This window comes from Micromonospora sp. NPDC000668 (assembly GCF_042897975.1).
GTDB lineage: Bacteria > Actinomycetota > Actinomycetes > Mycobacteriales > Micromonosporaceae > Micromonospora.
In genome coordinates this window covers 1,082,288-1,094,877 of record NZ_JBIAYP010000002.1, presented here as the reverse complement: position 1 = coordinate 1,094,877, position 12,590 = coordinate 1,082,288, and the positions used below count along the sequence as shown (strand labels likewise).

Below are 12,590 nucleotides of genomic sequence, written 5' to 3'. Positions count from 1 at the left end.
ATCCGTCGCGGCGGGCCCTCGTCGTCTGTCCGTCGTGCCCTACCGAGTCAGCGGGTGGGCCAGGCGCGCCAGTTCTGCCAGGCGCGGCTCGGCGTCGGCCCGCGCTGACCCTGGTAGCGCGAGCCGTAGACCACCGAGCCGTACGGGTGCTCGGCCGGCGAGGAGAGCCGGAAGATGCAGAGCTGCCCGATCTTCATGCCCGGCCAGAGGGTGATCGGCAGGTTCGCCACGTTCGACAGCTCCAACGTCACGTGACCGGAGAAGCCCGGGTCGATGAACCCAGCGGTGGAGTGCGTGAGCAGGCCGAGCCGGCCCAGGCTCGACTTGCCCTCCAGCCGGCCGGCGAGCTGGTCGCCGAGCGAGATGACCTCCAGCGTCGAGGCGAGCACGAACTCCCCCGGGTGCAGCACGAACGGCTCGCCGTCCGGCACCTCCACCGCCGAGGTCAGGTCGTCCTGCTGCATGGCGGGGTCGATGTGCGTGTAGAGATGGTTGTTGAAGACCCGGAACAGCCGGTCGAGTCGTACGTCGATGCTGGACGGTTGGACCAGGGTGGGCTCGAACGGCTCCAGGCCCAGCGTGCCGGCCTTGATCTCGGAGACCAGGTCGCGGTCGGAGAGCAGCATCGGACCACCATAGCGGCGTTGGCGGCAACGGCCAGATCCGGTGCCGGTGACCAGCGCGTCGAGGTCGCTACTCGTACATTTGTTCGATAGAATGCGTGCATGGCTTCCTGGTCCGATTTCGCCGCCGACGAGCCCCGACTCGCCGACGGGATCCGCGTTCTCCTCCAGCAGTACGGGCCGGGCTTCGGCTACCTGGCCACGGTCCGCGCCGACGGCGGGCCCCGGGTCCATCCGGTCTCCCCGGTCATCACCGACGAAGGGCTGTTCTGCTTCATCGTCGACTCGCCCAAGCGTCGCGACCTCGAACGGGACGGCCGCTACGCGCTGCACTCGTTCCCCCCGGAGGAGAGCGACGACGAGGCGTACGTGGCGGGGCGCGCCTGGCCGGTGACCGACCCGGCCCGGGTGGCCCAGTTGGCGCGCAGTGCCCGGGCGGCCCCGCAGGTCGACTGGCGGCTGTTCGAGTTCACCGTCGACGTGGCGATGCTGGCCCGCCGCGAGCAGCACAGCGCCGGTGTCCCGGGTGGCGCTCCGGGTGGGCCGGCCGTTCAGGTCTGGCTCGACCCGCACGCCCCGCCCGCGGCGTCCGAGCAGACCGCCTTACCGCAGACCCGCCCGGCCCGTCGCAGCCGTGACGTCCAGCGTTCGGCTGCCTGACCGCGGCCCACCGACCCGGTCCTGGGGAAAGACACCGGTGCCGGCTCCGTCGTGACGGAGCCGGCACCGGTGGTACGCGGGAGAGCTACGCCGCGCGGTACACGGCCAAGGGGTGATCGTCCGTGACCCGTGCGGCGAGGCCGGTGCGGTGGACCGGCACGCGGGGGTACCTGGGTGCACGGGTTCGGTGACTCGGGTACAGTGGTGCCGCTTGCGGGTGTAGTTCAATGGCAGAACATCAGCTTCCCAAGCTGACAGTGCGGGTTCGATTCCCGTCACCCGCTCCAAGCGATAGGCCCTGGTCAGGACGTGAGTCCCCACCAGGGCCTTCGACGTTCCAAGGTCAACGATCATGTCGCGTGCCATTGGCGTGCCATTAGCCCCGGTCATCCCCGGCCCCGCCCCGGTCCGCCGACCGCTTCTTACCCTTCTTGCTGCCGGACTTCTTGCCCAGCTTGCCTCTGGTCTTGCTCGCGCTGCCTTCCGACTTACCGGCCCTCCTCCGGTCGACCCGCAGCGCCTGGTGCAGCGCCTGGGCGATGGGAGCAGTGTGGCCGAGGTTCGAACGCTCGCTTGGCTTCCGGACCCGACCGTCACGCCGCACCCCTCCGGCGCTTGCCGACGTTGCATATGACGATGTCGTTTGGCAGCCGATGGACTCGCGGAGGTGAGAGGTGTTCAGCCGGCTTCGGAGTACGTCGCGGGAGACTGGACGGCGGACGGGCCGGGATGTGTACGAGCGCCTTCGCACGTACGCGATCGTCGCGGCGCAGGCGGGTGTGGCGGCCGAGCTCTCCTGGTTCCTCACCCGCGACGTGCTGGACAATACGCAGCCGTTGTTCGCGCCCGCCGTCGCGGTCGGCGCGATCGCGGGAGCCATCGGCAATCGGATCAGGCGAGCTATGGAGTTCATTGCGGGAGTGACCGTCGGGGCGGTCGTCGCGCATGTGATCACACGGGTCTTCGGGGTGGGGCCGGTACAAACCGGCGTGGTCGTGGCACTGGCCATCACGGCGGCCGTCGCGCTTCGGGGCACCGGCGCCGTCATGGCCCAGGCAGGAGGCACAGCCTTGCTGCTGGGATCGGTGGCGGATGGAGCGGATCTGGCTGTGCCGCGCACGGAGAGCGCGCTGGTCGGTGGAGTGGTCGCCATCGCCGTCGCGTACCTGATCCTGCCACTCAACCCGCTGCGGGTCGTACATCGCGCTACCGGTCCGACGGTGGACGCCTTCGCCCGCGAACTGACCAAGACCGCCACGGCACTAGCCCACCGTGACCTTCACCAGGCCGAGGACGCCCTGCAGTGCTTCTCCGCGGCACAGGAGCAACGAAAGAAGACGACGACCGAGCTGGTCGACGCAGCGCAGCAGGTCGTGGTCCTCTCACCGTGGCGGAGACGAAGGCTCGGCACGATGCGCCGCTACCAGCACGCCGCCGAACACCTCGACAACACCTACACCAGCGCACGCGAGATGGTGCAATGGGCGACGGCGACCATACGCGCCGGTGAGCCAGTGCCGGCCGGCCTTCCCGCGTCGATCGAGCACGTCGGCCAGGCGCTGAGGCTCCTGTACCGCGAGGTCCTCGCTGGCCGGGACCCGGATCCTATGCGCACACGGACACAGCAGGCGATCAAAGACGTCGACGAGGCGTGCGCCGAAGGCGTCGAGTTCTCCGGACAAGTCGTCGCCACGCGAGTACGCGTTGTCGCCTGTGAACTGCTCCAAGCGTCCGGACTGCCACAAGCCGAGGCGAACAAGCAGGCGGGCCTGAGGGCCGACAGCTAGCCAAAGCGCGGCGATCGCTTCCGACCGGCGGTCGCTGCGAGCACCCGACGTGCCATTAGCGTGCCATTGGGCGAGGACAGCAGGGGCCAGCCGAGGCCACGAGAGACTGCCGAAACCAGGCCACCAAGCCGGTGGCCTGCTGGAGATCGACAATTCCCAAGCTGACAGTGCGGGTTCGATTCCCGTCACCCGCTCCAAGCTATAGGCCCTGGTCAGGACGTGAGTCCCAGCCAGGGCCTTCGACGTTCCTGCGGCCAGCAGCGCCGGGCGGGCCATCCATGGGCCACTAGCCACGCTTCTTGCCCTTGCTGCCGTGTCCGAGGAAGCCGCCGCCGGCTTCGTGGACTTCTTGCGCTCCTCCCAACCCATGCACTCGCACCGTGAACACCGCGCTGCCACGATTGCTGCTGTGGCTGATCCTGTCCCGAGATGGCGGAGTGTTCTCCTGGCCGAGGTCATTACGAAGATCGAAGCCGAGCTGGACCGAGCATGGGAAAGCTTGCTGCACGATCTCGACATCGACCCCGCCTCCCCGGACGAAGCCGAGCTGGCTTGGCTCGTGGCGAACAACCCGGCGGATCAAGAGTGGCGGACCGTGGACGCCGCACTTGATCGCTTGGTCTGTCTCGACTGCAGGTCCAGGCTGACCAAGGGACCGGCCGCGTGCGATACGTGCGGCTGTTACCAGGGAATGCGGTTTGGAGCGCGAGAGGTGGACCGACCACACGTCCCGCCTGGAAACGAACACGCGCTGAGGGTCGCGGCTGCTGTAGCTCGCACTCATGACCGCTACTCACCAATGCCGGTCGTGCAGCTGTCGTGCCCGCTACCTGCTCGATTCTTTAAGAAAGACGCTAGGTCAGGAGCCGGATATGCGGTGCCTCGTGGCTCTCGATGATGGGCGCGGAACAGTGTTCGCAGGATCCGGCGGCTGGTCGGACGAGGTTCGTCTGGGTGGAGAGTTCCCCTGACTCCTGCTGCTCTGGGCAGTAGTAGCCGAGGTAGTGCCGGACCCAGGGGGTTCGGGTGATGGCGGCGGCGGGTTGATCTCTCTTCGCGTCGTGGAAGGGGGCCCACCAGTAGTCCACCACCGCTCGCAGGCGGGTTTGCTCACCTTCGATCGTGTGGTCGAAGGCGGCGATGCGTCCGGCGGTGTAGTGCTGAGCGGTCTCCTTGTCGCCCGAGCAGACGGCCCGCTCCGCTCCCAGCTCGAAGATCGTGGTGCGGTCGACGCGCTGGCAGACGAAACAGTCCAGGCTCAGCGCAAGCCTGCCGCGCCAGTGGAGGTTGTGGAAGGGCGAGGCCGGGAGGGCCACGACGGTCTTGACTTCAATGGATCGGAGCACGGGGGGATCTTGGCATGTGCTGAAGAGGTAGGTCCGCAGGTTAGGGCTTCCGCCCTACTGTCCCTGCATGGGATACGACATCGGCTTCCTCCCGTCAGGTCAAGACGATGACGGCCAGGGCGACGAACTGCGACCACTTCACCTCACGGACGAGCAGGAAGCTGCCTGGCGACGGATCGTCACGCGGGCACGGCAGGAGATCGGCCCAGCTGAGGAAGATCGGTACCCGACGCACCTTGAGTTGTGGCTCGAAGACCCCGCCCTGCAACTGTGGTACGCCGGTAATTCCGCTTCTATCGAAGTCCCCTACCGGTACACGGCGACCGCGGCCAGCGCTCGTGCCGCCATGGGTAGGGCGTACGCGCTCGCCCGCATCGTCTTCGTCGAAACCGGGATGCAGGCCGTCGACCATGAGGTTGGTCAAGCGGTCCACGACGACGGTCTGCCGCGGGCGGTGGCCCGTTACCGGGGCGTCGGACAACACGTGGGCGGCCTGGTGGAGGGGCGAGATGAGCACTCGACCGGTTGAGTCTGCTCTGACCAGGCGATGACACTGCTGAGAGCGATCGTGGTTGTTCCCGCTGGGCACCGACACCGGCTAATGTCCGGCTTGGAGGTGGTTCCGTGTTCACCGAGGCTTTTCCGATCGTGACTACGACCGACCTGCCAAGGCTGATCGCGTTCTATCGCGATGTCGTCGGCTTCGAGCTGACCTACCGCTTCCCGGAGGACGGCGCTCCTGAGTTCGTCGCCCTGCGACTGGGCAACAGCGAGCTGGGCCTGGCCGCCGACCCGAAGGCCGGCGGCCCTCCCCTCGCGCACCGCTGGGAACTGTGTGTTTACGCCGACGACTGCGACGCAGCCGTGGCCGTGCTGCGTGCGGGCGGCGCAACAGTTACCGAGGAGCCGGTCGACCAGCCGTGGGGTGAGCGGTCCGCCCGGGTTACGGACCCCGATGGCAACAGGTTGCTGGTGCTGTCACGCCTGTAGGTGCCCTCGTGTTGACACTCCATTGCACGGGATCGTGTGCCGGGATCAGTTGAAGGGCAGGTCCGGCGAGAGGGACCGGTACCACAGCGAGGGGGCGCAGCAGCAGAGGACGATGAGAGCCACGATGGCGACGATGGCGATTCCGCTGAGGCTGCTGATCGCCAGGATGCTTCTGACTACGCCTTGTCTGCCAGCTTCTTTGTCAGCGCCCGGCACGAGCCGCTCCACGGTCCACCATGTCGATCAGCTCACCACGCCCGCTGCGCCGTCCCTGCGCCGGGCTGCCACCCGCGTGCCAGGATCGCCGTCTCATACCGGTCGCTGAGGGTCACTCCGTCACCGTCGGGCCGCCGCCGCTGCCCCGATCGTCGAGCACGAGCGGAGCGCGACCGCCCACCGTGTACCGGATGTGGGTGACCTGCGGCGTGTGGAGGACGCGGGTCGGCATCAGCTCGATCGCCTCCTTCTCGTCGAGGTCGAGGTCCGCGTCAAAGAGCCGTAGACCGGTGCCGAGCACGACCGGTACGACGTGCAGCTCCAACTCGTCGAGCAGGCCGGCCTTGAGTACCTGCCGCACCATGCTGCCGCCTCCGGCCACGGCGACGTCCTTGCCGCCGGCCACGGCGCGCGCCTGTTCGACGGCGCTGGCCACACCGTCGGTGACGTAGGTGAAGCTGGTGCCGCCTCCGCGCAGCAGGGGCTGGCGTGGGCGGTGCGTGACGACGAAGACCGGTGCGCGGAACGGCGGCACCTCGCCCCAGGGGATCTCACCGCCGTCGGCCATCCGCCGCCCCATGACGTACGCGCCGGCCGCCCCGAAGGACTCGGCGACCACGTCGGAGTTGGTGTCCTGTTCTCCGCCGGCAAAACCTTGCCGTTCGCGCCATGCCATCGCGTTGGTCGCCCAGCGGGTGACCCGGAAGAATCCGGCGCTCTCGGCCGAGTCCATCCAGTTGCCGTCGCCGCTGAAGCGGGGGCCGGCGTAGAACCCGTCCACCGACACCGACAGTTGAGCGGTCACCTTCGTCATCTCGTCTGGTTCCTCTCCCGTTGGGCGACACCCGGCCCGGGTGCCTGCTCACCGATGGGTCGGTACCAACCGAAGAATGCCTACAGGGCGCCAACGTGACGGCGGTCACATCATGTGGAGCGGGGTAACTGCTTCAACCGATGCGAGTTGATCAACTGGCGAGAAGGCTGGCGTCGGGGCCGGGAGTCGGCCACACGTCCCGCTCAAGCTGCTCCAGGGTCGCCACTGGGCCAGGCTAGTGCGCGGCACCACCTTCGGATGGCCCGCCAGGTTGGCGGCCATCCCTCGGCAGATACCACAGCCCGGCGTGATCGGGGCCGCGCCGCCAGCGCACACGGGACACCTCATCCGGGCTGGGCGTCCAGTCCCGGTAGGGCGCGAAGGCCAGCCGCCAGGCGATCACCGCGAAGATGTAGATACCCGGGCCGACCAGCCACAGCAGGGCATCGCGTCGCCGGTAGGAGGCGCGTGGCGCGAGCCAGGCGGTCACCGCAACCGGCAGCGCGATCATGCTGAAGTCGGCCATCGGCCCGTCGCCGAATCGGGCCTCGGCCAGGTCGCGAATGACCAGGGACGGCACGATCACTGCGAGCACGATCGCTGCCGCGCAGACGGCACGCGGCCGTCGGCCCAGGGGCGCACGGGCAGCAGCAGGATCGACGGACATGGTTGGGAGGTTACGGTCCAGCCGGAACGGTGGAACTACGACTTCCGGTCCGTGATCGCCGCCTCTATCCGCAGAGCGATGCCGGTCAGGATGAGGAAGGCAGCAAGGATGTGGGGCTTGAGCCCGTCGTAGCCGGACGACATGGTGAGCAGCGACGTCATGAAGCCGGCCACCAGCGACACGGTGCCGAACGCTCGTACCGTGTCGACCCGTTGCGACCGTAGATCCACAGCGGAACGGTAGCGAAGAACCGGCGCCGCTGGCGCCCCGCCGGGGCCGGGCGGCCACTCGTGATCCACCTGGGCCTGCCCTGGTGTGACGTGCGCGGCCGCAGGCTGGCGCGGCTAGGCTGGCGATCATGCGGATTGGCATCGTGATCCTTCCGGACCAGCGCTGGGCGGAGTCGCAGCGTCGCTGGCGGCAGGCCGACGAGTGGGGCTTCGACCACGCCTGGACGTACGACCATCTGGGCTGGCGGGACCTGGTGGACGGGCCGTGGTTCGACTCGATGACCACGCTGACGGCCGCTGCGACCGTCACCTCCCGGATCCGGCTGGGCACCCTGGTGGCGTCGCCGAACTTCCGGCACCCGGCCGCGTTCGTCCGGCAGATCACCACGGTGGACGACGTGTCCGACGGTCGGCTGCTGCTGGGCCTGGGCGCGGGCGGCATCGGGTTCGACTCGGCCGTGCTGGGCGGCGAGACGTTGCCGCCGCGCCAGCGGGTCGACCGGTTCGCCGAGTTCACCGAGCTGCTGGACCTGATCCTGCGAGAGGACGGCACCACCTGGCGTGGCGACTGGTTCGCCGCGGTGGACGCGCGCAACAACCCCGGCAGTGTGCAGCAGCCTCGGGTGCCGTTCGTGGTGGCAGCCAACGGGCCGCGGTCGATGCGGCTGGTGGCCCGGTTCGGCCAGGGTTGGGTGACCACCGGCACCGAGGCCGACGACGTGGACGGCTGGTGGGACACCGTGTCGGTGCTGTCCGCGCGGATGGACCGGACGCTGGATGAGGCCGGCCGCGACCCGGCCACACTGGACCGCTACCTGTCGCTGGACGCGGCGCCGGTCTTCTCGCTCAGCAGCGCGCAGTTCTTCGCCGACCAGGTCGGCCGGGCCGCCGACCTTGGCTTCACCGACGTCGTGACGCACTGGCCGCGGGCCAGCAGTTGGTACGCCGGCGACGAGGCCGTCCTGGCGGACGTGGCGACCCGGCTGCTCCCGGAGCTGCGCCGCTGAGCCGGTAGCAGCCAGCGGCTGAGCCGGTAGCGCCAGCGGCCCTGCCGGACCGTCAGAGGCGCAGCGATCAGGTGCCGAGGTCGCCGCTGGCCACGCCGCCCTCGCCGCCGGAGACCAGCCGCAGCCGGAGACAGACGATCGGGGTGTCGTCGTCGACCGGGGTGCCGAGCCGCGCCCAGTAGGCCGAGTGGCCGGCCCGCCACTCCTCGATCGAGCGGTCACCCTCGCCCTCGGAGCGGGCGAAGTCCCACGGCACGTCGGCGAAGCGGACCACGTCGACGCCGGTGATCTCCACGACGCCGGACAGTGCGTCGTCGTCGTCGACCAGGGCCAGCCGTTCGCCGACCTGCTCCAGTTCCTCGCCCTCTTCGGCGTACTCGGCGAGCCGACCGGCCGTGGCGGTCTTCACGCCGGCCAGCACCAGGGTGTTCAGGGTCGCCCGCAGCTCGCCGGGGGTGCCGAGGGCGAGCGCGCGCAGTTCACCGATCCGAGGCCACATCCTGCCGAGGCTAGGCCAGCGCGGCCCGCGCCGCCGCCGCATTACGCCCGCCCTGTCAGATCAGCTGCCCGGCGTAGCCGGCGGCGGCGAGCAGCCGGTCGTCTCCGGTGGCGGCGTGCGCGTCGAGCACCGCATCGGCCAGCTTGACCACGTGCGCGTCACCGTGCCGGGCCGCGCGGTCGAAGACCTCCGCCGGGGTCGCGGCCGGCACGGTCGGCGCCGTGATCCCGTCCGGTGGGGCGTACACCGAGATCACGGCCGCCGTCGCGGCCCAGGCCGCGGCGAGGCTCGGCGCCCACAGCGCCCGATCCAGTGCCGGCAGGGTACGCAGCACCGCCGTCGGCGCGGTGACCGCGTGCACCAGCATGACCGGCGCGGCGTGCCCGAAGCGCAGGTAGTCCAGGCCGGCCCGGTGCACCAGCGTGGCCAGCTCCCGTTCCGCCTCGGCCGGGGTCCGCGCGGGGCGCAGCGCCGCCAGCGCCGGCTCCCATCGGGGTACGCCCGACAGTTGGCCCAGCCGGTCCCGGATGCCCCCGGAGCGGTCTTCGATCCGGGGCAGCGCGGCCAGCGCGGTGGCCACGTCCAGGCCCTCAACGTCCGGCCCGGTGGGGACACGCGCCGGGTCGAGGAGCCGGTCGGTGCCGGGGACCGACTGCCAGCGGGCCGCCCAGTAGCCGAGGGCCTGGCCCAGCTCGGTGAGCCGCTGCGGGTTCTCCTCGGCCGAGTCGAGCGCGCGTACGGCGTGCCCGACCCGGATCACGCCGTGGGTGGCGCCGGCGGCGATTCCCGGCAGCAGCCGGGGCCACCAGGTGCCGAGCACCTCCCGCCACGGGTGCTCGCGCAGTTCCCGGTCGAAATAGGCCAGCCAGTCGCCAGCCCGCTTCGGGTCTCCCAGCGCCGCCCGCCAGTCGTCGAGGGGGCGCAGTCCCCGAGGCAGTTCGTCGAGGCGACCGAGGTAGTCGTCGAGCCAGCGGTGCACCCGCTGCTCGTGCCCGTGTCGGGCCAGTGCCTCGACCGCCATCGGCCCGTGGTTGGACAGCCAGCCCTCGTATTCGGGGCCGGTGCGGTGCAGCCGTTCGTACGCCTCGTCGAGAATCCCATTACTCATGCGTCGATCGTCTGACCTGAACCGAGGTTCAGGTCAAGCCGGCAGATCCGCACCGGCGATCAGGCCGGTGATCCGCAGTTCGGTGGCGACCTCGGGCGGGCAGTCGACGGCCACCACGGAGGCGCCCAGCACCTCCGCGCCGCGCGCCGCGCAGATGTCGTAGAGGGCGTGGATCTGCGCCCCGGTGCGCACCCAGTCGTCCACCACCAGGATCCGGTCGCCGGGGCCGAGGTGTCGGTCCCGCACGGCCAGGTCGACCTGCCGGCCCCGGTAGTCCGGCGGGCTCTGCGCCCAGGTCAGTGGCCCGGCTGGGAGCCGCCCGTCGCCGGGCTTGTGCGCGGCCACGAAGCCGACACCGAGGGCGGTGGCGGCCAGTGGCCCGAGCAGCAGCCCGGTGACCGCCGGGGCGAGCACCACGGTCGGCCGGGCGGTCCGGTACGGCGCCACGAGGGCCGGTCCCAACTCGGCCAGCACCCCCGGGTCCCGCCACCAACCGGAGATGTCGCTGACCAGGTGGCTGGTGCCCGGCCCGGGGTCGATCCACCGGAACAGGGTGGTGAGGCGTTCGGTCAGGTCAGCGGGCATTCGTCCATCCTGCGGTACGCGTGCCCGGCGGGTCGGCACCCGGGCCGGCCGGCCCATCCCGACTCGGATGATCGGCTACACGTACCAGTGCAAATGCGGGCATACCCCAATGATCACGTTGACTTCGGAAGTGCTGCTCTCGTTACGGTCCGACCCGGTTTGTTCAGTCGACGAAAGGACCGGGCCGGTGGCTGGTAGGCACTCCCGTACCCGCATCTTCTCCTCTCCGGCGGGCATCGCGGCCACCGCGGCGGTCGGCGTCGCCCTCGCCGTCGGGGGCACCGTCGGTGCCGTGCAGCTGACCTCGGGCTCCGCGCAGCCGGGGCCGGCCGCCATCGAGTTCGCCCCGACCGTCGCCGCCAGCAGTCTCGCCCCCAGCTCGCCAGCGGCCTCCCCGAGCGCCAGCGCCTCGCCGAGCGTGACGGCCAGCCCGTCGGCCAGCCGGTCGCCGCAGGCCGCCTCCCGGAACAAGGCCCGCACCGCCGCGCCGAAGCCGAGCCCGACCGCGAAGAAGACCACGGCGGCGCCGAAGGTGCTGGACAGCGGCTCGTGCGGTGCCTCCTTCTACTCCGAGGGGCAGCTCACCGCCAACGGCGAGTCGTTCAACCCGAACGAGCTGACCGCGGCGCACAAGACCCTGCCGTTCAACACCAAGGTCCGGGTGACCAACCCGAACAGCGGCAAGTCGGTCGTGGTGCGGATCAACGACCGCGGCCCGTTCATCGACGGCCGCTGCCTGGACCTCTCCCGGGCCGCGTTCGCCACCATCGCCTCGGTCGACGTGGGCGCGCTCACCGTCAGGTACGAGGTACTCGGCTGACCGGCGTGGCTGACGCCGATCTGGCCGAACAGCCGAGCCGGGCGGACAGAACCTCCTCGGACGAGGGGCCAGGTTCATTCAACCGTTCACGCGAATCAGGCATGCTGTCCCTCGTACCCACGCGACTCCTCCAGTCGGGCCGTCGCCCGCTGAGCCCCGGATCCCGCGCCGGCCTCGGCGCGGCCCTCGTTCTGCTCGCGATCGTCTCGGCCGTGGAGTTGGCGGACGGTCGCCCGGCGCACTACATCGCGTTGCTGGTGGGCGCCCCGTTCCTCGCCGCCGCCCTGGCATCCTGGCCGGTGGTGCTGGGAGTCGGCACCGCAGCGACCCTGATCGGGGCCGGCTTCGCCGTGGTCGAGCCGAAGATGTTCCTGGTCACCTCGGTCAACGTGCTCGCGGTCGCGCTCGCCACCGGGCTGGCCGTGGCGGTGGCGTCGGTGCGGCAGCGGCAGGCGGAGCAGATCGGTGAGCTGTCCAAGCTCGCCTCGGTGGCCCAGCAGGCGGTGCTTCGTCCGCTCGGCCCGCAGGTCGGCACGCTCTCGGTGGCCGGCCGCTACATCTCCTCCACCGCGACCGCTCAGATCGGCGGCGACCTGTACGAGGCGATCGACACGCCGTACGGGGTACGCATGATCATCGGCGACGTGCGCGGCAAGGGCCTGGACGCCGTCCGGCTGGCCAGTATCGTCCTCGGTTCCTACCGGCACGTGGCCTACGAGCGGGCCGACCTGCGCGCCGTCGTCGCCGATCTGGACCGCGCGGTGGCCCGCAACGTCGGCGACGAGGACTTCGTGACCGCGGCGCTGGTGGAAGAGCGCGGTGGCACGCTCACCATCGTCAACTGTGGGCATCCGCCGCCGCTGCTGCTGCGTCGGGGCGCGGTGATCCCGCTGGAGCCGCCGGCGCCAGCGCCCCCGCTCGGGTTCATGCCGGTGGTCCGCCCCCGGGTGGAACGCCTGGAGCCCGGTGACCGGCTGCTGCTGTTCACCGACGGTCTCGGCGAGGCTCGACGGGATGGCGAGTTCTTCCCCACCGCCGACCGGGCCTGGCGGCTGCTCGGCCACGGCACGGTCGCCGATGGCCTGGCCTCGCTGGAGGCTGCCCTGGTCGAGTGGGTGCACGGCCGGCTCGACGATGACATCGCGCTGGTCCTGATGGAGTACGTAGGCGCGCGGACCGGTGTGGCGGCGGCTGTGCCGAGCTGGGAGGTCGGCGCCACCGAGAGCTGACCGCCGACG

General features: G+C 70.4%; 17 protein-coding genes and 1 tRNA gene. 7 read left to right on the top strand and 11 right to left on the bottom strand.

Features of this window, described 5'->3' with window-relative positions; genetic code table 11:
* Positions 1 to 47 precede the first annotated feature (47 nt).
* Positions 48 to 626 (bottom strand): dCTP deaminase, encoded by a 579-nt coding sequence (gene dcd, locus ACFY29_RS14660; protein ID WP_328422181.1) that lies wholly within the window; start codon positions 624 to 626, stop codon positions 48 to 50.
* Positions 627 to 725: 99 nt separating this feature from the next.
* Here dcd and ACFY29_RS14655 point away from each other — a divergent pair, with 99 nt between their 5' ends.
* The 3 genes from ACFY29_RS14655 (at position 726) to ACFY29_RS14645 (ending at position 3,070) form a co-directional block, all read left to right on the top strand.
* Positions 726 to 1,283, top strand: coding sequence for a pyridoxamine 5'-phosphate oxidase family protein (locus ACFY29_RS14655; protein ID WP_386986055.1), 558 nt, complete (start codon positions 726 to 728; stop codon positions 1,281 to 1,283).
* A 213-nt stretch (positions 1,284 to 1,496) separates the two neighbouring features.
* Positions 1,497 to 1,570: transfer RNA gene (locus ACFY29_RS14650), tRNA-Gly, on the top strand.
* 444 nt (positions 1,571 to 2,014) lie between these two features.
* A complete protein-coding gene (locus tag ACFY29_RS14645) occupies positions 2,015 to 3,070 on the top strand; it encodes an aromatic acid exporter family protein (RefSeq protein WP_386986053.1) in 1,056 nt (351 codons plus the stop codon).
* A gap of 286 nt (positions 3,071 to 3,356) precedes the next feature.
* Here ACFY29_RS14645 and ACFY29_RS14640 read toward each other — a convergent pair whose 3' ends face one another.
* The 3 genes from ACFY29_RS14640 to ACFY29_RS14630 form a co-directional block, all read right to left on the bottom strand.
* On the bottom strand, positions 3,357 to 3,653 hold the full coding sequence (locus ACFY29_RS14640; protein WP_386986051.1) for a hypothetical protein: 297 nt from the start codon (positions 3,651 to 3,653) through the stop codon (positions 3,357 to 3,359).
* A gap of 271 nt (positions 3,654 to 3,924) precedes the next feature.
* Positions 3,925 to 4,416, bottom strand: coding sequence for a hypothetical protein (locus ACFY29_RS14635; RefSeq protein WP_386986050.1), 492 nt, complete (start codon positions 4,414 to 4,416; stop codon positions 3,925 to 3,927).
* A 94-nt stretch (positions 4,417 to 4,510) separates the two neighbouring features.
* On the bottom strand, positions 4,511 to 4,849 hold the full coding sequence (locus tag ACFY29_RS14630) for a hypothetical protein (RefSeq protein ID WP_386986048.1): 339 nt from the start codon (positions 4,847 to 4,849) through the stop codon (positions 4,511 to 4,513).
* A 191-nt stretch (positions 4,850 to 5,040) separates the two neighbouring features.
* Between ACFY29_RS14630 and ACFY29_RS14625 the strand changes: the two genes are divergently transcribed.
* Positions 5,041 to 5,406 (top strand): VOC family protein, encoded by a 366-nt coding sequence (locus ACFY29_RS14625; RefSeq protein ID WP_328422203.1) that lies wholly within the window; start codon positions 5,041 to 5,043, stop codon positions 5,404 to 5,406.
* 45 nt (positions 5,407 to 5,451) lie between these two features.
* Here the strand turns inward: ACFY29_RS14625 and ACFY29_RS14620 are convergent, their stop codons facing one another.
* The 4 genes from ACFY29_RS14620 to ACFY29_RS14605 form a co-directional block, all read right to left on the bottom strand.
* Positions 5,452 to 5,634: a hypothetical protein gene (locus tag ACFY29_RS14620; protein WP_386986046.1), complete on the bottom strand. Its 183-nt coding sequence runs from the start codon at positions 5,632 to 5,634 to the stop codon at positions 5,452 to 5,454.
* A gap of 100 nt (positions 5,635 to 5,734) precedes the next feature.
* On the bottom strand, positions 5,735 to 6,436 hold the full coding sequence (locus tag ACFY29_RS14615) for a dihydrofolate reductase family protein (protein WP_386986044.1): 702 nt from the start codon (positions 6,434 to 6,436) through the stop codon (positions 5,735 to 5,737).
* A gap of 235 nt (positions 6,437 to 6,671) precedes the next feature.
* Positions 6,672 to 7,103 (bottom strand): hypothetical protein, encoded by a 432-nt coding sequence (locus tag ACFY29_RS14610; protein ID WP_386986043.1) that lies wholly within the window; start codon positions 7,101 to 7,103, stop codon positions 6,672 to 6,674.
* A gap of 35 nt (positions 7,104 to 7,138) precedes the next feature.
* A complete protein-coding gene (locus ACFY29_RS14605; RefSeq protein WP_386986041.1) occupies positions 7,139 to 7,333 on the bottom strand; it encodes a hypothetical protein in 195 nt (64 codons plus the stop codon).
* A 128-nt stretch (positions 7,334 to 7,461) separates the two neighbouring features.
* Here ACFY29_RS14605 and ACFY29_RS14600 point away from each other — a divergent pair, with 128 nt between their 5' ends.
* A complete protein-coding gene (locus ACFY29_RS14600) occupies positions 7,462 to 8,340 on the top strand; it encodes an LLM class flavin-dependent oxidoreductase (protein WP_386986040.1) in 879 nt (292 codons plus the stop codon).
* A 67-nt stretch (positions 8,341 to 8,407) separates the two neighbouring features.
* On the opposite strand, the gene ACFY29_RS14595 is transcribed toward ACFY29_RS14600, so the two are convergent.
* From ACFY29_RS14595 to ACFY29_RS14585, 3 genes are read right to left on the bottom strand one after another with little or no spacing between them, the layout of a single operon-like run.
* Entirely contained in the window at positions 8,408 to 8,839 is a 432-nt protein-coding gene (locus ACFY29_RS14595) for an ASCH domain-containing protein (RefSeq protein WP_386986038.1), read from the bottom strand.
* A gap of 55 nt (positions 8,840 to 8,894) precedes the next feature.
* A complete protein-coding gene (locus ACFY29_RS14590) occupies positions 8,895 to 9,947 on the bottom strand; it encodes a questin oxidase family protein (protein WP_386986036.1) in 1,053 nt (350 codons plus the stop codon).
* A gap of 33 nt (positions 9,948 to 9,980) precedes the next feature.
* Positions 9,981 to 10,532: a phosphoribosyltransferase gene (locus ACFY29_RS14585; RefSeq protein ID WP_386986034.1), complete on the bottom strand. Its 552-nt coding sequence runs from the start codon at positions 10,530 to 10,532 to the stop codon at positions 9,981 to 9,983.
* Between the two features lie 187 nt (positions 10,533 to 10,719).
* Between ACFY29_RS14585 and ACFY29_RS14580 the strand changes: the two genes are divergently transcribed.
* Both ACFY29_RS14580 and ACFY29_RS14575 read left to right on the top strand, forming a co-directional pair.
* Entirely contained in the window at positions 10,720 to 11,352 is a 633-nt protein-coding gene (locus ACFY29_RS14580; protein WP_328422220.1) for a septal ring lytic transglycosylase RlpA family protein, read from the top strand.
* A gap of 101 nt (positions 11,353 to 11,453) precedes the next feature.
* Positions 11,454 to 12,581, top strand: a complete 1,128-nt coding sequence (locus tag ACFY29_RS14575; RefSeq protein ID WP_386986032.1) for a PP2C family protein-serine/threonine phosphatase — start codon at positions 11,454 to 11,456, stop codon at positions 12,579 to 12,581.
* Positions 12,582 to 12,590: the final 9 nt, after the last annotated feature.

Excerpts from the sequence above, each read along its gene's own strand:
- dcd (WP_328422181.1), bottom strand. The coding sequence starts at position 626 with ATGCTGCTCTCCGACCGCGACCTGGTCTCCGAGATCAAGGCCGGCACG.
- ACFY29_RS14655 (WP_386986055.1), top strand. The coding sequence starts at position 726 with ATGGCTTCCTGGTCCGATTTCGCCGCCGACGAGCCCCGACTCGCCGAC.
- ACFY29_RS14615 (WP_386986044.1), bottom strand. The coding sequence starts at position 6,436 with ATGACGAAGGTGACCGCTCAACTGTCGGTGTCGGTGGACGGGTTCTAC.
- ACFY29_RS14610 (WP_386986043.1), bottom strand. The coding sequence starts at position 7,103 with ATGTCCGTCGATCCTGCTGCTGCCCGTGCGCCCCTGGGCCGACGGCCG.
- ACFY29_RS14600 (WP_386986040.1), top strand. The coding sequence starts at position 7,462 with ATGCGGATTGGCATCGTGATCCTTCCGGACCAGCGCTGGGCGGAGTCG.
- ACFY29_RS14595 (WP_386986038.1), bottom strand. The coding sequence starts at position 8,839 with ATGTGGCCTCGGATCGGTGAACTGCGCGCGCTCGCCCTCGGCACCCCC.
- ACFY29_RS14590 (WP_386986036.1), bottom strand. The coding sequence starts at position 9,947 with ATGAGTAATGGGATTCTCGACGAGGCGTACGAACGGCTGCACCGCACC.
- ACFY29_RS14585 (WP_386986034.1), bottom strand. The coding sequence starts at position 10,532 with ATGCCCGCTGACCTGACCGAACGCCTCACCACCCTGTTCCGGTGGATC.
- ACFY29_RS14575 (WP_386986032.1), top strand. The coding sequence starts at position 11,454 with ATGCTGTCCCTCGTACCCACGCGACTCCTCCAGTCGGGCCGTCGCCCG.